At 46.7% G+C, this 22,505-nt stretch carries 18 protein-coding genes and 1 pseudogene; 5 read left to right on the forward strand and 14 right to left on the reverse strand.

What is annotated here, in order from left to right:
- Positions 1–70: 70 nt before the first annotated feature.
- Positions 71–226 carry a hypothetical protein gene (locus H569_RS22445; protein ID WP_169726456.1) on the forward strand — a complete coding sequence of 52 codons (156 nt, stop codon included), beginning with the start codon at positions 71–73 and terminating at the stop codon, positions 224–226.
- A gap of 142 nt (positions 227–368) precedes the next feature.
- Here H569_RS22445 and H569_RS19370 read toward each other — a convergent pair whose 3' ends face one another.
- A complete protein-coding gene (locus H569_RS19370) occupies positions 369–908 on the reverse strand; it encodes a DUF1097 family protein (RefSeq protein WP_051273337.1) in 540 nt (179 codons plus the stop codon).
- A gap of 656 nt (positions 909–1,564) precedes the next feature.
- Positions 1,565–2,650 carry an AMP-binding protein gene (locus tag H569_RS19375; protein ID WP_051273339.1) on the reverse strand — a complete coding sequence of 362 codons (1,086 nt, stop codon included), beginning with the start codon at positions 2,648–2,650 and terminating at the stop codon, positions 1,565–1,567.
- A 183-nt stretch (positions 2,651–2,833) separates the two neighbouring features.
- Between H569_RS19375 and H569_RS0105885 the strand changes: the two genes are divergently transcribed.
- Positions 2,834–4,786, forward strand: a complete 1,953-nt coding sequence (locus H569_RS0105885; protein ID WP_027364237.1) for a sigma-54-dependent Fis family transcriptional regulator — start codon at positions 2,834–2,836, stop codon at positions 4,784–4,786.
- A gap of 55 nt (positions 4,787–4,841) precedes the next feature.
- Positions 4,842–6,476 (forward strand): AMP-binding protein, encoded by a 1,635-nt coding sequence (locus H569_RS0105890; protein ID WP_081410890.1) that lies wholly within the window; start codon positions 4,842–4,844, stop codon positions 6,474–6,476.
- Positions 6,477–6,522: 46 nt separating this feature from the next.
- Here the strand turns inward: H569_RS0105890 and H569_RS23565 are convergent.
- Positions 6,523–6,594, reverse strand: a pseudogene (locus tag H569_RS23565) (diguanylate cyclase domain-containing protein); the annotation flags it as partial.
- 328 nt (positions 6,595–6,922) lie between these two features.
- Here H569_RS23565 and H569_RS0105895 point away from each other — a divergent pair.
- On the forward strand, positions 6,923–8,035 hold the full coding sequence (locus H569_RS0105895) for an NAD(P)H-dependent flavin oxidoreductase (RefSeq protein ID WP_027364239.1): 1,113 nt from the start codon (positions 6,923–6,925) through the stop codon (positions 8,033–8,035).
- A gap of 271 nt (positions 8,036–8,306) precedes the next feature.
- On the opposite strand, the gene H569_RS0105900 is transcribed toward H569_RS0105895, so the two are convergent.
- The 11 genes from H569_RS0105900 to H569_RS0105950 all read right to left on the reverse strand — a co-directional run bounded on the left by H569_RS0105900 (position 8,307) and on the right by H569_RS0105950 (position 20,408).
- Complete coding sequence (locus H569_RS0105900; RefSeq protein ID WP_027364240.1) at positions 8,307–9,281, reverse strand: electron transfer flavoprotein subunit alpha/FixB family protein; 975 nt, start codon at positions 9,279–9,281, stop codon at positions 8,307–8,309.
- A gap of 31 nt (positions 9,282–9,312) precedes the next feature.
- Positions 9,313–10,083, reverse strand: a complete 771-nt coding sequence (locus H569_RS0105905; protein WP_027364241.1) for an electron transfer flavoprotein subunit beta/FixA family protein — start codon at positions 10,081–10,083, stop codon at positions 9,313–9,315.
- A gap of 53 nt (positions 10,084–10,136) precedes the next feature.
- Positions 10,137–10,565 (reverse strand): Zn-ribbon domain-containing OB-fold protein, encoded by a 429-nt coding sequence (locus tag H569_RS0105910; protein ID WP_027364242.1) that lies wholly within the window; start codon positions 10,563–10,565, stop codon positions 10,137–10,139.
- Between the two features lie 15 nt (positions 10,566–10,580).
- The gene (locus H569_RS0105915; RefSeq protein WP_238492478.1) at positions 10,581–11,585 is read right to left on the reverse strand and encodes a hydroxymethylglutaryl-CoA synthase; all 1,005 of its coding nucleotides are present in this window, start codon (positions 11,583–11,585) and stop codon (positions 10,581–10,583) included.
- A complete protein-coding gene (locus H569_RS0105920; RefSeq protein WP_238492485.1) occupies positions 11,585–12,754 on the reverse strand; it encodes a thiolase domain-containing protein in 1,170 nt (389 codons plus the stop codon). The genes H569_RS0105915 and H569_RS0105920 overlap by 1 nt, the downstream gene beginning before the upstream one ends.
- Positions 12,755–12,789: 35 nt before the next feature.
- A complete protein-coding gene (locus H569_RS0105925) occupies positions 12,790–13,944 on the reverse strand; it encodes an acyl-CoA dehydrogenase family protein (protein ID WP_027364245.1) in 1,155 nt (384 codons plus the stop codon).
- 70 nt (positions 13,945–14,014) lie between these two features.
- Complete coding sequence (locus H569_RS0105930) at positions 14,015–14,794, reverse strand: enoyl-CoA hydratase-related protein (protein ID WP_027364246.1); 780 nt, start codon at positions 14,792–14,794, stop codon at positions 14,015–14,017.
- 262 nt (positions 14,795–15,056) lie between these two features.
- Positions 15,057–15,926, reverse strand: a complete 870-nt coding sequence (locus H569_RS0105935) for a 3-hydroxyacyl-CoA dehydrogenase family protein (protein WP_027364247.1) — start codon at positions 15,924–15,926, stop codon at positions 15,057–15,059.
- A 42-nt stretch (positions 15,927–15,968) separates the two neighbouring features.
- A complete protein-coding gene (locus H569_RS0105940; protein ID WP_027364248.1) occupies positions 15,969–17,312 on the reverse strand; it encodes an acetyl-CoA hydrolase/transferase family protein in 1,344 nt (447 codons plus the stop codon).
- Between the two features lie 34 nt (positions 17,313–17,346).
- A complete protein-coding gene (locus H569_RS0105945) occupies positions 17,347–18,531 on the reverse strand; it encodes a thiolase family protein (RefSeq protein WP_027364249.1) in 1,185 nt (394 codons plus the stop codon).
- A 38-nt stretch (positions 18,532–18,569) separates the two neighbouring features.
- On the reverse strand, positions 18,570–20,408 hold the full coding sequence (locus tag H569_RS0105950) for an acyl-CoA dehydrogenase (RefSeq protein ID WP_051273341.1): 1,839 nt from the start codon (positions 20,406–20,408) through the stop codon (positions 18,570–18,572).
- Positions 20,409–20,887: 479 nt separating this feature from the next.
- On the opposite strand from H569_RS0105950, the gene H569_RS0105955 reads away from it, so the two are divergent.
- Positions 20,888–22,330 (forward strand): helix-turn-helix transcriptional regulator, encoded by a 1,443-nt coding sequence (locus H569_RS0105955; protein ID WP_034629731.1) that lies wholly within the window; start codon positions 20,888–20,890, stop codon positions 22,328–22,330.
- The last annotated feature ends 175 nt before the right edge of the window (positions 22,331–22,505 follow it).

Genomic DNA, 22,505 nt, shown 5'->3' on the forward strand with positions numbered 1-22,505 from the left:
AGAAAGTATCTGGATATGAGCGAATACCTGCAGTGGCGAAAAGAGCAAAACCTTGCCTGCCATCGAAGTAATGTCGCTTATATCCGATAAAAATAAGGCCAATATATTTACCCTTGAACACCGCTTGTCAACCGTTACCAGCGGAGCCGTGCGCCTGTCAAGGGTCCGCGAAGCGGAGGCGCAAGCCTTTACCCTTGACTGGCGCATGGCGAGCTGGATAATTTAAGTGGCGGTGTTCAGGTTAAAATGCTAGCTGAGGAATTTTACACAACAATTTGGACTTGATCCAGGATACAATCCAAATAAAAATCCCGCCAAATATTTAGGCGGGAAGAGATGTCTATTAATATTTAAATAGATGCTTAAATCTAATGGTTACTTACACTATTTACATTATTTACATTCAATGGAGTCGTTATAGCTGCAACAATTTTTTGTACCCCAAGAACACCCAACACTAGGGCGGTTCCACCAATCAATTGGACTGCTATCCATTGCATGGGCTGGGGCGCAGGAGGAACTTTACTGGCAACGCCTGCCACGAATAATAGTAAAAAGGCATTGTTATTAAATACCACGGAGACATGATCTTTTAATAATACTATTAAGCCTACAAACAGACCAATATATATAAGTTGCGCCGGGAAAAGACCAATGGTGGGGGCCATAGCTTTTACGAACATCACCAGGGTAATGTAGTTCACTAAACCAAACAAAGAGCCGATGATTATATGAGGTATTTGCTTAGGATCCATATGCGCATAAAAATAGAGAATCATACATACAAAAGCAGGCCATGTGGGCAGATTGGTTATGTGCAGTACTATTTCACCGATCATTATTAAGGCAATAAGTAAAACTCCAAAGATTACCCTGCTCTTAGCGAATATAGGAATCTTTTGTTCCATAGTTTGTTCCCCTTTCAAAATTTATAATTTAATCAATAAAACAAGCAAAGCGCTCAAAATAACGATACTATAAATATATTGCATAACTTTATATATTATTGCAATTACAATCTAATTAAATATCACCACCAATCAAAAATGCTTTTTATAACTTTATTTAAATTCCCCACACCTCCCCACTTAGTTGCTCAACGAGATTACAATGAGATTACCAAATACAACAAAGTAATAAACGAATCATAATAAAAATTTGCAAATTGCATACCACAACTTAATGAAACCGAAAGAGAACATAGATAATTTAAGAGATTTATTTTTTATTTGGTTGAATTTAATGAAAAAATTTAATTCTTAGAATTACCATATAAGTTTTTACTGTTTAGATTTTTAACAATTTGTTTGCGAATCAAACAAAACGGATTTACTTATACTGACTAGCCAAATTATTTTCAGCTCAAACAAACTGTAAAACAGGCAAAATATAGTAAAGCCAGGCAAAAAATTAGTGGCATTGATTTTGCTCGTTTATAACTTTTAGACAAATAAGAATAATAATATTTATATGAGGAGTAGATTAAGTTGGATTTTCCAAAACCATATTTAGATGTTTATAAGGCCGGGAGGGTAGATTGGGAGATAAAATAGAACCCAAGTCTTTACCCAGCCTGCTTTTTAGTTCCGCACAAAAATATCCGGAAAATATTGCAATCAATTTTTATGGACAAAAGTAGCAGTTTACCCACTGCTGTTTTAGGAAGTTCTGTTCTAAATTCAACCATTTTGGGAACTTTGTAAGGGGCCAGCCTTTCTTTACAATAGTTGATCATTTCCTCCTCGGTTGCATTTTCCCCTTCCTTCAAAACCACGTAGGCCTTGACCGTTTCTCCCCGGTAGGCGTGAGGAACACCTGCCACCAAAGCCTCCTGAACCTTCGGGTTTTCAAACAACACTTCTTCCACCTCACGAGGGTAGATGTTGTAGCCACCGGCAATGATTATGTCTTTTTTCCGGTCCACAATATAGAAATAGCCTTCCTCATCCATTCTGGCCATATCCCCGGTATAAAGCCAACCATCCCTGAGCGTTTTCCCGGTTTCTTCCGGCCTGTTCCAATACCCCTTCATCACCTGGGGTCCTCTGATGATCAGTTCGCCCACCTCGCCGGGCGGTAAAACTCTGGTTCCTGTTTCAATATCCGCCACCGCAGCATCGGTTGCCGGATAAGGCAACCCGGTGCTCCCGGCCTTAATTTCAGCAAAAATGGGGTTACAATGGGTTACCGGAGAAGCTTCGGAAAGCCCGTAACCTTCTACTAAAACTGAATCAGCTCCTTCCAGTTTACCTGACATTTTCATAAATACTTCAATTGGGAGGGGACCGGCACCGGAGCTATAAAGTAAAACATTGGTAAAGTCATTATAATCCTGAAATACCGGATCGTTTAGCAAAGCAACCAGCATAGTCGGTACCGCCGGGAAATATGTCGGCTTTAATTCACTGATAACCTTGGCTACTTCAGATGGAACAAACCTTGGCAGTAAAATCATAGTGGTTCCCTCAGACATAGCCAGGTTCATGCAGCAGGTCATGCCATAGACATGGAAAAAAGGCAATATGCTTAGAATACGTTTTTTTTCATCACTCAAAAAAGAATGGGCTACCTGAATGGAGTTTGCATAAAGGTTCTTATGGGTAAGCATAGCAGCCTTGGGCACGCCGGTAGTTCCCCCTGTATATTGCAATACAGCATCCTCATTTGCCATCCCGTCAAATTTTTTGATCGCTGGCAAAAGTACATTTCTACAAAAATGTTCGTAATTAAGACATTGTTAAAAATTTTGACAATATTTCAATACTTTAAGAAGGTAATAGCCCGTTTAATCTTGAATATATAAAGACACCGAAATGCTTCCAGGGGGGACAAAATGAGCAATACTAAAATCGGCGTAATTTCCCCATACGCGGAATTTACTGAGATTGTCCACAAGTTGGCCCGGGACCAGCACTTAGATGTTATAGTAAGGGAAGAGATAACGGACAGATTAGTTATTAGTGTTAAAGAATGGGAAGATAACGGACAGGTGGAAATTGTTATTGCCAGGGGGGTTACGACTGCTTTACTGAAAGGAAAAGTAAAAATTCCGATAGTGAACATTGAGGTTACCAGTTTTGACATAGCTGAAGCAATATTCCGGGCAAAAGATGCCGGAGACGAAATTATTCTCGTTGACTACGAACACAAGCCTATGAGTCTTAATTACAGCAAAATTTCAGAGATGTTGAGAATAGATTTCAGGACTATTATTTACCAGTGTGAAAAACAGCTTGACAGAATACTAAAAGATATCGCTGCAAATAAATATGTTGTTGTTGTCAGCACGGGGATTCATGTACTTCAAAAGGCTATAGAACTCGGGCTAAAAACGGTTCTTGTGCACAGCAGCCCGGAATTTATTTCCGATGCCTTGAATAAAGCATGGTATATAAGTAAAGTAAGAAAAAAAGATCTGCACCTTTGCAACAGATTTCAGTCTATATTGAATAACGCGCACGATGGAATAATGGCTGTGGAAAACGGTGAAGTAACAATTTTTAATCCGGTGGCGGAAAAAATTACCGGCATGAACATTAATGACGTACTTGATAAACCCATTGCAGAGCTATGCCGTTTAAATGCCACCTTACGGGCTCTCTACGGCAATGGGAAACCGGTCAACAGCCAGATCTTGCATCTTGGGGACCTTCCGATGATTGTCAACAGGGTTACAGTACAACTGGGTCAAAACAACCACGGAATAACTGTAACCTTTCAGGCCGCTGATAAATTTCGCCGGATAGAAGCTAAAATAAGGCAAGAACTCCACAACCTTGGACTGGTGGCCAAATTTAGATTCAGCAACATTATAGGCCACAGTGCTATGATTTCAGAAACTATTAAGGAAGCCCGTAAATATGCCCGGTCTGAAGCAGCGGTACTGATTACCGGCGAGAGCGGCACCGGCAAGGAACTATTTGCCCAAAGCATGCACAATGAAAGCAACCGGAAAGAAGGTCCCTTTGTAGCAATAAACTGTGCCGCTCTGCCGGAAAATTTGCTAGAAAGCGAGCTCTTCGGCTATGAGGAGGGAGCCTTTACAGGGGCCCGAAAGGGCGGTAAGCAAGGTCTTTTCGCCCTCGCTCACGGAGGCACCATTTTCCTGGACGAAGTTGGTGAACTAAGTCCAGGCCTTCAGGCCAGACTATTGAGGGTATTGCAAGAAAAGGAAATAATGCCGGTAGGCGGCCAGAGAGTAATACCGGTTGATGTAAGGGTTATCAGTGCAACCAACCAAAATTTAATCAACTCGGTAAATCAGGGTAATTTTCGAAAAGATCTATTTTATAGAATTAGCGTCCTCAATCTTCATATTCCCCCGCTCAGAGAAAGGCTGGAAGATGTTCCTTTGCTCTTCAAACATTTCCTTTTACGGCTGGGCGGCCCTGATATAATGGAATCCCTAAATATTAATGACAACATGCTGGAGGCACTAAAAAAATATCTGTGGCCCGGCAACGTCAGGGAACTTGAGGGATTTACCGAAAGATATATTGCCCTGGGTGAAGATAATATAACTAATCACGCAACATTTAACGCTCTGTTGGCTAAACTAAAAATGACTGCCAAAGGCAATCCATCAACGATAAATAACAACCATTTTATTGTAGAATATGGAAATATGATTGATATGGAAAAACAGATACTTGCCCAGGCCATCAAGCTATTCCAGGGCAGCAAGGGTGAAATGGCCCGGGCACTCGGAATAAGCAGATCAACCCTGTGGAAGAGACTAAAAGAATTTGGTCTTGACTCCAACAAGGGTAAAGACATAGTTAGTTAATGTCTTATCTCGTTACAAAATTTTTATTCCCATATACCCTGGAAAGAAGGTTAGCATGATGGAACCGCTCTGGTATAAATCCTGGCCCGATGGGGTTCCCAAAAAATTTGATCCCCCAGAGAAAACCTTGCCGGAAATTATTGAAGAAATTGCCAATATATATCCCCGCAGGGACGCTATAAATTTTTACGGGTACAGAATGTATTACGGAAGCCTGGTAAAGATGATCAAATCCTTTTCCTATTTCTTAATAAAACTGGGCGTAAAAAAGGGGGATAGAGTTTGTCTTTTTATGGAGAACTGTCCCCAGTATATTATTTCCATTCTCTCGGTATGGCGCATAGGAGCTGTGGCCGTTCCAGCCAACCCAATGTTTAAAGAAGATGAGCTATTTTATCAATTAAATGATTCAGGAGCCGAGACTATTATCCTTCTGGATATATTATATCCGGTACTGCACCGTATACGTGAAAAGACCTGTTTAAAGAATGTAATTGTTACGGGATACTGGGATTTTCTCCCGGCTATACCCAGCCTTCCCCTGCACCCTTCCCTGAAAGTACCCAGGCAATATTTTCCTGATACGCTGGAAATGTCCGAGTTTTTAAACTGCAAGCCACTGCCTGGAACAGAGGAAATGCCACGCCCCGAAGACCTCGCCCTGCTTCAGTATACTTCCGGTACAACCGGAATACCGAAAGGGGCGATGATAACTCATGCCAATATTCTATTCAATACTATATGCTCAACACTGTGGTTAGAGGATAAGGACAGTATAAACCTGGCTGTGATGCCCCTGTTTAACGTGATGGGACTTATCCACAGCATGAACAAACCCCTGTATACAGGGGGAACGATAATCCTTCTGGCCCGCTATGACACGGCAACAGTGATCAAGGCTATTGAAAAATACCGTGTCACATACTGGGCCGGCGTAGCTACCATGTATGTAGCAGTTTTAAACTACCCGGATGTAAAGAAATATAACCTTAAATCATTACGTGCCTGCGTTTGCGGCGGATCACCCATACCACTACCTATACTCAAGGATTTCAAGGAAATGACCGGCGCAAACGTGGTGGAAGGCTACGGGCTAAGCGAAACGATTTCACAAGTGATAGCTAACCCTGTAGATAAACCTCGCCTGGGTTCAGTGGGAATACCGGTTATAAATACGTTCGTTAAAATAGTGGACCTCGCTGACCCCTCAAAAGAAGTCCAACCGGGAAATATAGGCGAATTGATGGTAAAAGGACCTCAGGTAACAAATGGATACTGGCGACAACCGGCAGAAACCGCCATAAATATCATAGACGGCTGGCTGGCCACCGGCGATATTGTAAAGATGGATGAGGATGGCTATATTTACTTTGTGGGCAGAAAGAAAGAAATGATTAAGGCTTCGGGGTTCAGTGTTTTTCCTGCCGAGGTCGAAAATTTCCTAAGTGAGCACCCGGCCATAGCTGAAGTGGCGGTGCTAGGAATACCGGATTCTTACCGGGGCGAAAGTGTGAAAGCTTTTGTTGTTCTAAAAAGTGAGTACGAAAACAAGGTAAGCGAGACCGACATTATCAACTGGGCCAGAGAAAAAATGGCTGCCTATAAATATCCCAGGGTAGTGGAATTTTGCACTGAACTCCCCAGGAACGGCTCAGGCAAAATAATGCGCCACATCCTGGCAGAAAAATAAGACCGCCTAAACTTATCCGGTTTCTGCCTCCATATTGGCTAGATAAGATAATATCTCCCGCTTGGTGACCATAAGTATCATTAAATACCTTAAAATGATCAATGTCCGCCGGAATAATTCAGATAGGCTTTGATTATCAGATCTCCCTATGGTTCATTTATTGAACATACCGTTTAAAGTTACTACTGTATAAAATGAGGTTATTTCTCCCTATTTGCACCATTGAGACACAGCCTGATTAAACTATTATTGCTCCAGTCAATACCATTAGCGTTAAGAGAGTAATATATTTGTAAAACAACAGGCAGTGAAGCTGGCCAAAAATTTGCATAGATCTATCCATTAGCATACATAGGTATAGAAAAAAAATAAGGGACCTTAGTTGCCGGTTAATTATGCTTCACCCGTAAAACGCTAGTTCAAACCAACAAAGGGAGGTATAGCTTATGATTAAATCAAGACTTTGCGACCTTGTCGGAATCAAGTATCCCATCATCCAGGCGGGAATGGGACCTTTTGGAACCAATAAGCTGAGTATCGCATCTGCAAATGCCGGCGTATTGGGCCTGATTAGTTCGAGCGGTATCACAACCAAGGACAGCCAGCGGGAAATTTTCGATTACTTCTGCCGAAGTGGCGGTGCCGATCCTGATGCCGATCCTGAAACCATTTTGAGAACGATCTTTCAGCAGACTCTGGAGCAAACCAGGGAATCACAGGGTATCTTTGGCATCAACGTAATGGTGTCGGCTGAAATGAAAGAAGCTGCTACACTGATCATCAAAACGGTGATTAAAGCCCGCGAAGAAGACCCGGAAATGAAAAAGCGGTTTAAAGTCCTGGTGACTTCCGCCGGCGATCCCCTCCCTTGGTCGGATGCAGTTAAAAAGACCGACCTGATCTGGATGCATGTTATGCCGTCCGTCAAGGCCGCGCTGCGCTGCAAGAAAGCCGGCGTTGATGTGGTCGTTGCCTCTGGTCATGAGGGAGGTTTCCATACATCCTGGGAGCCGGTTCATTCCATGATCCTGCTGCCCGCCGTGGTTGAGGCGGTTTCCGATGAGAAAACACTGGTAGTGGGCGCCGGCGGCTTTTGCGACGGCAAAACACTGGCTGCAGCTCTTACTCTGGGCGCCGACGGAGCCCAAATGGGAACAAGGTTCCTGGCTACCGAGGAGAGTGACTTTCATCAGATTTGGAAAGAGGGCGTTGTGGAGGCCGGAGACAGGGGAACCCTGATTGCCCGTGGTTTTGTCGGACCGGCCCGCTGGCTAAAGACACCCAGGAGTGAAGAGCACGCCAGGAACACCCTGCAGAAGTCGCCCGGCGTCTTCCTGGGCACACCTGACGATTATACTACCATTGACATGTCCTTGATCAATTTTGAGACTGAATCCATCAATGCCGTATACAGGGGAGACAAGGAAAAGGCATTGCTTGCCGCCGGCGAATCGGCACAGCGAATCAATGATATGCCCAAGGTGAAAGATTTGGTGCAGAGAATGGTCAAGGAAGCCGAAGATATTTTGAGGGGCATCCAATCGAAATACTTGGATTAAGTGCCTCAGTGCAAAGCTAAAACCGGGATCCGGTCTTAAAAAGATAAGGGCTTCTCACTATTAAACGTGCGAAGCCCTTATCTTTTATATGATCCTTGCCGAAAAAACAAGAACAAAAATCTATGATTGATAGAAAAACGCCGCCAACCCCCTGCGTTACTTCACGCCCATACGTGGTCAAATTCTGCAAAAGATAGCCCTGCAGAAATAATTATTTGCAGGGCCATGAGGGGAATAAACCACATGTTATGCGGTAAAAACAAAATTAATATTAAGCTATTATTTTCTTTAACTCGTCAGTCAGCAAAGGAACAACTTCGAACAAATCGCCAACAATACCATAATCGGCTACTTTAAAGATATTGGCCTCTTCATCCTTGTTGATGGCCACAATGCACTTGGCCGAGCTCATACCGGCCAAATGCTGAATGGCGCCGGAAATGCCGCAGGCAATGTATAATACGGGTGATACTGTTTTCCCGGTTTGTCCCACCTGGAAGCTGTGGGATACCCACCCGGCATCCACCGCTGCCCGGGAAGCGCCTACGGCTGCGCCAAGCACGTCTGCCAGTTCCTCCAGTATTTTAAAGTTTTCCGGCCCTTTCATACCCCGGCCGCCGCTTACAATAATATCGGCTTCGGTAAGCTCCGGGCGTTCGGAAATCTGGCGAACAATGTCTTTGATGATCTGGCGCACATCGCCCGGGCCAACTTCAGCTTTTATAATTTCAGCCTGTTTTGCATTAGGCACTGCAGCAAAAGTATTCGGGCGAATGGTGGCCATTACCGGACGGGCTTCCGGGCAGGCAGCCTTAACAATGGCCTTGCCTGCATAAACCGGGCGGGTGAACACCAGCTGGTCGCCGGATATCTCCATCCCGGTACAGTCAGTCATCAACCCTGTTTGCAGGCGCTGGGCCACCTGGGCGGCCAGATCCCGCCCCGTTACTGTACACCCGAGCAATAAGGCGGCCGGCTCATATTGTTTAATCAAACCGGCTATTACATTGGTGTACCCGTCGGTAGTATAGTTCTCCAGGGCATCGTTTTCCACCACGTATACTTTATCTGCTCCGTATTCCCCGAGAGATTCGGCCATGCCGGCAACACCCTTGCCCACCAGTACTGCGCATAACTCCTGCCCCAGTTGATCGGCGGCCTTGCGGCCTTCGCTTAATAATTCAAACGTAACTTTTTTGATTTGTCCTTCGCGCTGTTCGGCAAAAACCCAAATTCCTTGCGCCATTCTATAATCCCTCCCAAGATTTATTTCCCAATTAAATTACTTTAGCTTCTTCACGCAGCAACCTGGCCAGTTCACGGGCAGCTTCCGCAGCTTCCCCGGGAATGACCTTGCCGGCTTTGCGCGGTTCAGGCAATGAGAAAGACAATGCTTTCACCTTGGCTGAGATTTTCCCGTCGTCAAGCCCGAGATCTGCCAGAGTCTTTTTATCCATGGGTTTTTTCTTTGCTTTCATAATACCTTTCATTGACGGGTAGCGCGGTTCATTTAACCCCTTTTGGGCAGTTATTACAGCCGGCAGGGGTACTTCCAGCACTTCGCTGCCGCTCTCAGTCTCGCGGGTGGCAACGGCTTTGCCGCCTTCAATTTCAAGGCCGGTTACCACATTGACCACCGGAATGTTCAGTATTTCGGCTACTCTGCCGGCAACCTGGGCAGAACCGTCATCAATGGCCCTGAAACCGCCCAAGATTAAATCATATTCTAGATCGCTGATAGCCTTCGCCAGAATTGTAGCTGTGGCGTACTCGTCTAATTCCGCTTCACCCTGGTCTACCAGTACGGCTTTATCAGCACCCATCGCCAGGGCCTGTCTGAGCGCATCCTGTGCCTGCTGACCACCTACACTGATTACGGTAACCTCGCCGCCTTCCTTTTCCTTGATCCGCAACCCTTCTTCAACGGCAAATTCGTCATAGGGGTTCATAATTAAGCTGACCCCGGAACTGCTAATTTTACCATTAACATCAAGGATTATTTTGGCTTCGGTATCAAAAGTTTGCTTTACCAAAACAGCAATTTTCATGAAAACCACCTTTTCCTTAAAAATTTAGATTTATAACTTTAAATAATCCTGCTTTACACGCTTTGAGCGGCCATCCTAAACTTAAAGCCGTAGCGGATGACTCCCTCTTCCTCGTAGATTTTTCTAAAAACAGCCTCCACCGGCATGCCGATAGAGTAACCTTCCTCGGGCGGGTTAACCAACTGGGCTATAATCCGGGGGCCCTCGTCCAGCTCTACAATCGCCACCGGGTAACTGCCTTTACACTTGGCTTCTTCCGCAAATTCCGGCGGGGCACCCCCTCCGGCTATTACTGTCTTTGAATAAATTTTTCCTTTACCGCTCAGCGACACGTTTTCAAACTCGTTTCCCGCCTGGCAATATTTACAAACAGCTTTGGGCGGAAAGTTGATTTTGCCGCACTTTGTACACTTTTGCCCGACCAGTCTGTAACGCTGGGCAACCGCCCTTTGGTACATGGGAATGGATATATGAGCGCCCATATTTTATCACCTGCCTCAGATACACCTTTTTAGTTTAAGGTAATAGATATAACTGATATATTTTTTACTTTCAAGTAAACTCTTTACCGGTCTGGTATTTTTACAGGCGCCGGAAAGCTTAAAACTGATGGCCTGGCTCCCCGCGCCTGACCCATAGGAGCAAATAATTATTCTTGCTCCGCTGCGGGCATTGTCCAGAACATTGCACAGGCCCAGCAGCGCCGAGCATGCTCCGGTATCGCCCACCAGGCTGAATAGCTGTCCCTGATTTAGCTGTTCCTCGCTGAAACCCATTTTCTTAGCCAAAGCAGCGGCGGTTTTAGCATCGTTCTGGTGCAGCACCAGGTGGCTGTAATCGTTAGGGTCTAATTGCATTTTCCTCAACAAGCCCAGGACTGCCCCCTTAATGGTTTCATTGTAAACCTGGCTGGCATAGGTTTTTACGCCGATATCCCTGACTCCCGTCTCGCCGGGCAGCCTGTAGCGAAGTCCCATGGCTTCCCCGGCCCGGGCATAGACGCCTTCAATCTCCAGACCCGGCTCATCCTTGGCTAAGACAAAGGCACACGCGCCTGCGCCGAACCCGTGCTCCAGATCTACGGCAGCCGCCGCCGCAGGAGCATCAGAAACAACCACCAGGGCATATTTTTGGTCGGTTTGATCAAGCATCCCCATGGCTGATAAAAAGGCCTCTGTGCCAGCCAGGGTTGAATTGCCATGCTGGCAGGTCAAAATATTGTTGTTGAGGCCCAGTGCTTCAATGACGGTTCCCGCCATTACCTTTTCCGAGTAGGGAAAGTTGGCTGATGCCAGGGATAGCGCTCCAATTTGTGCGGCATCGATGCCGGAAACGGCGTCTCTGGCTGCTTCAACGGCCATGGTAATAGTGTCTTCATCTATATCCATTACTGCTTTTTCCTTGTAAGCAGCACTGCAGCTGCCCAGGGCGCTGATGTATTCATCCCTCTTAATCCGGAGGTAAGGCAGATACACCCCGTAAGAGATTACGCTTTTGTTCATCACTCGTCACCTCTCTGATAGACGAATACCGCTGCTGTTCCACCGGAACCGCCGACATTATGAGACAGCGCAAACCTGGCGTTTTTGATCTGTCGACTGGGCTCCTGGGCCTCGTCACGCAGCTGTTTAAATATTTCAACGGCCATACCGCAACCCGTGGCGCCAATGGGGTGCCCCTTGGCCTTTAAGCCGCCGCTGGCATTAACAGGCAATTTACCGTCGGGACGGGTATAGCCCTCCTCTAACAAGATATGGCCCCGCCCTTCCTCACAAAAGCCCAGATCGCCATAAGCCATAATTTCAGCAATGGTAAAACAATCATGCACTTCGGCAAAATTAATGTCTTTAGGACCGACACCGGCCTGTTTGTAAGCCTCAGCAGCAGCCTTTCGCGTTGCAGCCAGACTGGTGATGGAATTTCTGTCGTGTATCGCCAGGTAATCGCTGGCCGCGCCAAAGCCCCTCAAATAAACTGGTTTATCTGTAAAGTCTTTGGCTAATTTGGCATTACAGAGCAACACTACCGCTGCGCCGTCAGTGGTGGGACTGCAGTCCCAAACGTTAAAGGGATGCGCAACCGGAACTCCTTTAAGTGCCTGTTCCATTGTAATTTCTTTACGAAACTGCGCCTTGGGGTTGGCCACAGCGTTGCGGTGGTTTTTGACCGCCACCATCGATAAATGTTCTCTTTTCATCCCGTAATCGTACATATACCTGGCCGCCATCAAGGCATAGATGCCGGCAAAAGTAGAACCGGCCAGGCGCTCATATTCAGTGTCCCCGGACACTCCCAGCCAGTAGCGCCCTTTGCTGGAGGATACGTCCCTCATTTTTTCCACCCCGGCGGCTATGACGAGGTCGTATTTCCCTGATGCCACTGCGCAGGCGGCATTGTACAGCGCATACCCCCCGGAAGCACAGGCGTTTTCAATCCGAACCGCGTTTACATTGGGTAGGCCCACGTGCCCCATCAGCAGCGGCGCCAGCTGTCCCAGCTGAAAACCGCTGCCGGAACTAAGGCACCCGATATAAGCAGCCTGGATCTGCTGCGGCTCCAATCCTTGATCAATGCTTTGCAGCATCTCCAAATATGCTTCGGCAAAAAGTTCTTTAACGCCCTTGTTTGGATAATCACCATATTTTGTCTGGCCTGCTCCAATAATTGCCACGCCTTCCAATAGTGACACCTTCTTTCATCTTCAAGCTATATTTCAAATTCTTTTAGCAATCTGCCGGCTATAACCATCCGCTGGATTTCATTGGTTCCTTCGTACAAACGGGTAATTCTGGCGTCCCGGTAGAAGCGTTCCACCGGAAACTCCTTCATATATCCCATACCGCCATAAACCTGAACCGCCTTGTCGGCCACCCTGGCCAAAGCCTCGGAAGCAAACATTTTTACCATCGGGCCCTCTTTCACCACCGGCAGCCCCTGGTCAACCATCCAGGCCACCCGGTAGGTCAGGGCCCGGGCAGCTTCGGTATCGGTAGCCATTTCCGCCAGCATCCACTGAATGGCCTGGAAAGAGGAAATCGGTTTGCCAAATTGAATCCTTTGCTGGGCATACCTGGCGCACAGCTCCACCAGTTTATCGCAGGCGCCTACACAGCGGGCACCCAGGGCAACCCGTCCTTTGCTCAGAATTCTTAAAGCGCCGGCATAACCCCGGCCCACTTCACCTATAACATTTTCTTTGGGAACTTCGCAATCTTCAAATATTACCTCTGAAGTATGTGAACCGCGCAAACCCATTTTCTTTTCAATGGTGCCGATGGAAAAGCCGGGAAAGTCTTTTTCCACCAAGAAAGCTGTATAACCCCCGCGGGTTCCTTTTTCACGGTCAGTTACCGCGATAACTGTAAAGACTGATGCATCGGGAGCATTGGTAATGAAATGCTTGATGCCGTTTAAGATCCATTTATCACCCTTTAGTACGGCATTTGTTTTCATACTGGAGGCGTCCGAGCCGGCATCAGGCTCGGTCAGGGCAAAAGCGCCCAGCTTATCACCGCTGGCCATGTCAGGCAGGTATTTTTTCTTTAATTCTTCACTGGCCATTTCCACAATGCCGGTGGTGCCGATACCCGTATGGGCGCCGATGAGGGTCGTAAAACTCATATTGGCCCGGCCCAGTTCCTCCAACAGCAGGCATTTGTCCAGCATGCTCAGACCAAGCCCGCCGTATTGTTCAGGTATGCTCATGCCGAACAAGCCCATCTCTTTGGCCTGGTCGATGAGGTGCTGCGGAATCTTATCCTCTTCTTCAATTTGCTGGCTGTATTTATCAACTTCATTATCAACGAAATCCCTGATGGTGCGCTTCATATCCCGAATTTCCTCGGGTATGCTAAAATCCATAACCAGCACTCCTTTTTTAAATTTGAGATTGCTTCTTTGTTTCACTCCTCGCAATGACAAACCGGTTCAACTATTTACCTTTAAAATCAGCCTTGCGCTTCTCCAGGAAAGCAGAGGTTCCTTCGACCCGGTCCTCAGTTGAAAAAGCAATTGTCTGCGCAAATTTCTCAAACAATAATCCGGAATTCAAGTCGGTATTGGCGCCTACATTAATGGCGGTTTTAGCCAGGCTTACGGCCACAGGTCCTTTGGCGATAATCTTTTGAGCCATTTCCCTGGCTGCAGGCAACAAGTCTTCCGGCTGCTCCACTACCTTGTTCACCAGCCCGATTTCTTTGGCCTCCCGGGCACTGATAATATCACCCGTAAAAATTAATTCTTTGGCTTTTCCTATGCCTACAATCCTTTGCAGCCGCTGGGTACCGCCGGCCCCCGGAATAATTCCCAGGTTAACCTCGGGCTGGCCCAGCTTGGAACGCGCAGTGGCTATCCTGATATCACAGGCCAGGGACAGCTCACAACCGCCGCCGAGAGCGAACCCGTCTATGGCGGCTATAACAGGTTTTTCCAGATTTTCAACATCGTTTAAGCACTCCTGTGCCTCACTTTTCAATACTTCCAGGGTTTCGCGTTCCCGCAGGGAGCGGATATCGGCGCCGGAGGCAAAAGCTTTGCCGCCCGCACCGGTAATAATAACTACGCGCACTTCCTTGTCGAAACGGCATTCCCTAATGGCTGCGCGGATTTCCGCCCAAGTTTGGGGATCCAGCGCATTACGAACTTCCGGTCTGTTTAAAGTAATTAAAGCTATATGCCCGTCTTTTTCCAGCAATAAATTTTTAAATTCCATATTTACAACCTCACTTAACATAATTATAGGTTCTCAATACGGTGACCATTCCTTGCCCGCCTCCCTTACGCAAACGGCAGCCAATCCTTCCTTGACCACAATATCTCCCAGTTCACCGGCGGCGATCAGCCTCAGGGGCCGCCGTACCGGCCAATAGCCGTGCGAACGGCGCTAACTTGGTTATTTAAGATTACGCCACTTCAAAAAAAGGCACGGCAACGGGCGGGCAAATTCTCCGGCCATTGCCATTGCCCGGGGTTATTTATTTACAGTACTCATAAAAACCTTTTCCGGTTTTACGTCCCCACTCTTTCTTGACAAATTTCTCAACAACTACCGGTGAGGGCTTATATTTGGGATCACCGGTCTCCTGATAACGTTCCATTCCGACATAGTAGCTAAGGTCAATACCTGTCAGGTCCATCAGCCTGAACGGGCCCATGGGATGTCCCAAAGCGTATACCACCGCGGTATCAATGTCTTCATGGGTGGCCACACCCATATCGTAAATATAAAGAGCTTCCGTTTTAATCGCCGCCACAATACGGTTGACCAGGAAACCGTAGATTTCTTTTTGTAAAACAACGGGTATTTTCCCCATTTTTTTGCATACATCAACTACAACTTCAACTGTCTCATCCGCTACGTGGGGCCCTTTAACCACTTCCACAAGCTTCATCACCAGCGCAGGATTAAAGAAGTGCATGTTGCAGACCTTCTCGGGCCGCCCGGTTACGTCAGCAATTTTGGAGCTGACAATATAGGAACTGTTGGTGGCCAGAATGGCATGGGGAGGGCAAATTTTATCCAGATCGGCAAATATCTTGCGCTTTAAATCAAGTTTCTCAATAGCTGCTTCGATAACCAGGTCGGCATTCTTGGCCGCCTCTGCCATACTTCCTGTAAAAGTTAGCCTGGCCCTGGCCGCTTTAGCGTCCTCTTCCGAAAGTTTACCCTTGGCCACCCTTTCCGGCAGGTAGGTGTCAGCAAAATTTTCAGCTTTTTGCAGTATCTCCTGGTTAATATCAGTACAAGTTACCGTATACCCGGCCAATGCGGCGGATAGCGATATTTGGTGGCCCATATTGCCCGCTCCGATAACGCAAATTGTTTTTACTTCAAAATTAGCCATTTTTTACACTCCTCGTTTGCTTTTTGGCTGTACCATCAAGAACTAAATTTTTTTATTGGTTTTAGTCCAGATTTTCATTTTTTCAGCCTGTTTGATCAGGTCTTCCCTGTATTCCGGATCGGCGATGCTAATCAGCATTTCAGCCCTTTGCCAGGTTGGTTTCCCCTTTAAATTAGCTTTACCATGTTCGGTAACCACGTACTGAACCACCGACCTGGGCAATGTAACTATATTGCCGGGGGTAATGGTTGGCACAATCCTTGATACAACGGTATCTTTGACTTTTTTGGTGGAACCCAGACAGATAAAGGATTTCCCGCCTTTGGAACGAAAGGCGCCGTAGGCAAAATCAAACTGCCCACCCGTTCCTGATATCTGCCGGGCGCCAACCGTTTCAGAGCACACCTGACCGTACAAGTCTATCTCAATAGCGTTATTAATTGATATTTGCTTATCATTTTGAGCAATTATTGCGGGTGAGTTGGTGTAATCAACAGGATAAATGGCGCAGGCGGGATTGTTATGAATAAATTCATACAGCCTTTTACTACCCAAGGCAAAGGTAAACACCATTTTAAAGCGGTCTATCGTTTTCCTGGCACCCGTAATTTTCCCTTTTTCGTACAAATCAACAAAAGCATCGCACAACATTTCGCTGTGTACTCCCAGATCTTTTAGGCCGGATTCGGCCAGCATCTGGCCTATGGTATTGGGCATCCCGCCAATGCCTAATTGAAGACAGGCCCCGTCTTCAATTTCTTCTACGATCAAAGACGCTATTTTTTTATCTACTTCCGTAGCCGGCAGGGATGGAACCTCAAATAATGGATTATGGTTGCCCTCAACAATATAGTCAACCTCAGATATATGAATAGACTCATGGTCCCCACCAAGACAGCGGGGCGCATTCCGGTTAACTTCAACAATGACTGTTTCTGCTTTCTCGGTGGCCGCCCTTTCGTAGGAGTTGGAAACGCTAAAGTTAAAGTACCCGCTCTCATCCATTGGCGTGGTGACAATCATGGCCACGTTAGGTCTTTCAGCTTGACCGGTTCTGAGAATAGCAGGTGCTTCCTCGTACAAGCCAGGCATAAAGTAAGCCAATCCGTGATCCTGCAGCTTCCTGTCATAGCCGCTAAAAAAGCCATTGTTGTAAATAAAGTGCTGCTGATCAGGGTCTGCCAAAGCCACTTTGACCGGGTAAACGGAGCAGATCCCTCTGACTTTAACGTTGGTTAATTCATCTTTTCTTTTGGCCAGTGCTTCGTCCAATACCACCGGCGTCATGGCAAAATGGCTGTACGCCACCCAGTCGCCGGATTTGACCACTTTTACGGCCTCATCAGCTGAAACAAGCTTTCTATTGTATTCGTCTGTATATCCCATAAGAAATAACTCCCTTGCTGCCTCTAATTATTGATTAACCGACCCATTCCCAGATTGCCGCCGCCCCCTGCCCGTGGCCGATGCACATGCTCTCAACTGCGTATCTGGCTCCGTAATAGGGCATTTCGTGCATAATCGTGGTGGCAATGCGAGCGCCGGTGCAGCCCAGGGGGTGTCCCAAAGCAATACCGCTGCCCCGGGGATTTAACAGCGGGTGATTTCTGATGCCGAGTTCCTCGGTGCAATAAACTGCCTGGGAGGCAAAAGCCTCATTAATTTCCCAGAGATCAATTTGTTCCCTGGTCATGCCCGCTTGTTTTAACGCTTTGGGTATGGCCACAGCCGGCCCAATGCCCATAATGGCGGGATCCACGCCGGTTACCGCATAGGTCACCAGCTTTAATTTAGGTTTTAAGCCCAGTTCCTTGATCTTTTCTTTGCCGGCAACCAGCACAACTGCCGCCGCGTCATTGGTTTGGCTTGAATTCCCGGCTGTTACCGTAGCCTGCTCATCTTGCATAAACACCGGCTTTAACTTGGCCAGTGTTTCCAGGTTGGTACCCGGCCTGATGCCCTGGTCGCGGTCAACCACCATCTTTTGGGTTCCCCCGTCATCGGTGGGGACATCCGCCTCAACCGGCAAAATTTCTTGCTTAAATAAGCCTTCCACAGTTGCCTTGTGGGCCTTGGCATGGCTTTCCACCGCCAGCTGGTCCTGTTTTTCCCTGCTGATGTTAAACCTGCGGGCCACCATTTCGGCTGTGTAACCCATGGAAATCATATTAGGGTCGCAGAATTCGCCCAGCCTGGGGTTAGGGTCGGTACCCGTCCCCATGGGAATATGCGTCATATGCTGGACCCCGCCGGCGATGATCAGGTCGGCCCAACCCATGGCTATGGTAGACACCGCAAAGGCGATAGTCTGAAGACCCGAGGAGCATAAACGGTCTACAGTGCAGCCGGGTACACTGTAGGGCATGCCGGCCATAATCGTTGCGTAACGGCCGATGTTGCTCCCCATTTCTTTCATTAATGCCGTTCCGCCCAGAATAACATCATCGACCTGCTCCCTTTTTTTCCCGGTGATTTCGGCCCGTTCCAATACTTCATTAATTACCTTGGCGGCCAGGTCGTCGGCCCTAATGTTGGCAAACCAGGATTTTTTTCCCGCCTTGGCGATCGCCGTCCGGACACCTTCAACCACATAAACCTCTCTCATCTACAAACAGACCTCCTTGCCGAAGTTTTTAATTTTAATTAGCTGACGATAAAAGCTTCCTCCGGACATTCAAGGGCGGAGACGTCTGCATTTTTAATCAGCCCGGCCTGGTAATCAACGTTGGGCAAGATATTGTTGATAAAGAATTTAGCGGAGTTAACCTTGCCTGCGTAATAAGCATAATCATGGTGACCGGTACCAAGCTCTTCAATTTTACGCTTGGCCAGCATTGCCTGGTCCAAAATAGATTCAGCCGCAAACAACTGGGCGCAGCAGGTTAGCACCCGGTGAGCGTATAAAGGTATTAAATGGCCTTTTTGAGCCTTGTCGGCATAATAAGCGGAGTAAAGTTCTTTGATTTCAGCCACGGATTGATAAGCCTTTTCCAGCCGCTTAAGCTCGGCGCCAAAACCCTCAATATTTTTATTTGCATCAATAAATGCTTTCCTGTCATTCATCCAGTTGGCAAAATGAACGCCGTCGCCCATTCTCATTTTTCTGCCCACCAGGTCCATGGCGTGAATAAATGAGGTTCCTTCCCAAATTGATAAAATCTTAACGTCCCTTGCGTACTGTGAAACGGGGTATTCTTCAGTATAGCCCACGCCGCCGTATACTTGGATAGCCTGCCCGATCATTTGCCAGGCTGTTTCAGCGGCATATGTTTTGATCAATGGCGTTAAAATTTCCGCCAGTCCCTGGCACCTTTTTGCCTTTTCTTTATCGGAACCATGTTCGGCAATGTCCAAATAATAAAAACCCCTAAAAATCATTGCCCTTATCGCTTCCACCTGGGCTTTCATTTCCAGCAGCATTCTTTTGATATCTTCATGTTTGATCAGGGGTACCCGGCCGGCTTTAGGGTTGGTGAACAGGCGTCCCTGGATGCGCTCGGTGGCATATTTGGCGGCAAAATAATAAGCAGCCGCCATTTGGGCCAGGGCATTATGACCGGTTCCGATGCGGGACTCATTCATCATATGGAACATCATGGCCAAACCTTTGGAAGCCCCTTCGCCATCCGGAGGAGGGCCGACCAGAATCCCTCGGCAGTTGTCGTTTTCTCCGAAGCTAAGCATTGCTGTGGCGGAAGCCTTTAAACCCATTTTATGCTCGATGCCGGTACAGACAACATCGTTAGGTTCACCCAAACTGCCGTCTTCATTGACCCATATTTTAGGTACAATGTACAGTCCCAGTCCCTTTGAGCCCGGCGCTCCGCCTTCCGGACGGGCCAGGACCATGTGGATAATATTTTCAGAAAGGTCGACCTCACCGCCGGTTATAAACATTTTGGTGCCCTTAATTTTATAGATTCTGGGATCGTCAGTGGGAAAAGCCCTGGTAGTGGCATCTCCCACATCCGAACCGGCGTTGGGTTCGGTTAAACACATGGTGCCGCTCCACTGCCCGTTGAGCATATTTTCAATAAACATTTCCCGGTCCTGATCGGTGCCAAATCTATAAATCAGGTTTGCCGCACCCGTGGTCAGCTTGATGTAAGAAGTCAAGGCCGGGCATGCAGCCATCAGCATTTCATTGTAGGCCCTGTATAACGTTAAGGGCATCAATTCATCGGAACCCAGCGATTCATTGGCCGAGCCCCAACCGTTTTCCTGTAAAAACTTATACGCCTCAACATAGGCGGGAGGTAGTGTAACTTTGCCGTTTTCAAATTTTAAGCCAATTTCGTCACCCTCTTTATTAATGGGGAAAACAACTTCTTTGGCAATTTTGTAAACTTCATTTAATATAAAATCGATATCGCCCTTTTCATAACTGTCTTTAAACCTTTCCAGACCGAAGACTTCTTCCATATCAAGCCATTCATTGAGAATAAATTTTAAATCCCTGATGTCGTAAGCGAATTCAGCCATTATCTAAACCCTCCCTAAATTACCCAATAATGCAACAGCATGAAAAACTACATTAAATTAGCTGCACACCTCCCCAAAGAATACGAAAGTTTTAAAATTTCTATATGTTTGGAGCAAAACATATGCCATAGCATAAAAGCATGGATATATGGTAAAAACGCTCTGTTATAAAGGCTTTGGGGATAATCTTTTGTTAACTTTGAATAATGCGTTAATTTTTAATGTTTCATTTTGCAACTATAAAGTTTGTTGATGAAACATTTGACTGCCGTTGCTTGAAACTTGGCTAAATACTATTGCAGGGTGTTAAGGTTATTACTGTGGTTCATTCACCTCCCGCCTTAGAGGCGGGAGTCCTCTGGACAGATGATGATAGAAACAAACAAGAAATTTGTAGTATAATATAAAAAAATTTACTCAAAAAACATCATTTAAAAAAAGAAGGATGAACATATCTAATTAACGAGGTGGGTAGCGGTATGGCAGATGGAGGGCACGGCAGGACTTTGCAAATTAATATGGACGATCGCGGATTATCTGTTGTCGTTTTCTCGCTTTTTTTTTCCTGGCTGCTGGCCTTCCCCTTTGAGGGACAGATATTATATGCGCTTGCAAGCAACTTTAATCTGGAGCCTCACGGTATTATTTTTGGGGCGATTGCCAGTCATTTTGCAGGGCTGTTTTTGTGCGGAGCTGTTATTAGAACCATGCGGTCCGCAAAAAGACTGATGATGTCTTCCATTGTTTGTTGCATATTGGGGACAGGTGTGTTTTTCTTTGCACCTTCGGTTCTTTGGCATATTGCACTGATTCTGTGCGCTTTTCTGGCAGGAGGCTGTGTGGCGGCCTGGGGGTTTTATCTAAAAAGCGCCACTCCCCAAAACGAGCGCATCAAAACTGTTGCCGATGGACTAATCTATTCCAACTTACTGATGATAATCCTTAACATGTCGGCCATTCACCTGTCACCCTACGCCGGACTCGCTTTATCCATGCTGTTGCTTGCGGCTGCGTTTGTTTTCGCACTCCGGCTTCCCGCGGATGGAGACAAGGCTGCTCCATCTTCCTCTGAACAGGCGGACACCAGGGTCAGTATTATTAAACCCCTAATTTTTTTGTGCTTATTTATTATAATCATCACCATCAACTCTGGATTGATGTATCAGGTCTTAAACCCTGCATTCGCTCATCTGGAATGGCTGACAAGCTGGTATTGGGCTATTCCCTATATTATTGCGCTGTTTGTTATGAGGAATCTCCCCCCGAAAACAAACAGAGCCTACATACTCTACGTGGCTATCGCTATGATCGGGTTTTCCTTTATTGCATTTATGAGCCTTGACCGTTCTGCGGCAAGCTACCTGGTAGTGGATACGCTAATGTTGGGCGCCTGCGGCGTGTACGATTTATTCTGGTGGAGCATTCTTGGAGAAATGCTGGAGTTTGACAGAAATCCTGCAAAGGTTTTTGGCATCGGACTCTCTTCCAATGTACTGGGTGTGCTGTTAGGCGGACTGATCGGAACCGCTATCACTTTGGCGGGCGGAGATAGCCAGAATTCAACGCTTATAGCGCTGGGAGTGGTTTGCATTACGCTTGTTATCCTTCCTTTATTACACAAGCGGCTGTCCGTGGTGCTCAAAGATCATGTTTATCTCACAGTGCTTTCCGAAATGCCTCCGGAAGAGAAAAGCAGGTTCTTGAATAGTACCATTGCCCTGGAGCAGCTTACGGAGCGTGAATGTGAAATTGCAAACCTGCTTTTCAGGGGGAAAACCTACAAAGCCATTGCAGCCGAGCTGCATATAAGCGAGAACACAGTGAAAACCCATATCAAGAATATCTATGCCAAGTATAAAATACAAAACCGGACCGAACTGTTCAATATTATGCTGGAACAGCGAGCCTCCATTAACCAATAGTGTAAAATGCTGATGCACAGCCGTTTGAAAAGCCCCTCACCCGAAAAGGTGAGGGGCTTCCTGCGGCCCTTCGCTATGCCATGGGGACGCTCAAACCGTCCCCATGGCTCCGCTACCTTTAATTTTAGCTGTAGCACCAACTACTCGCAAGTGTCAGTAACCAGTATGATAAAAC

The sequence above is a fragment of the Desulfotruncus alcoholivorax DSM 16058 genome (genome assembly GCF_000430885.1).
GTDB lineage: Bacteria > Bacillota > Desulfotomaculia > Desulfotomaculales > Desulfallaceae > Desulfotruncus > Desulfotruncus alcoholivorax.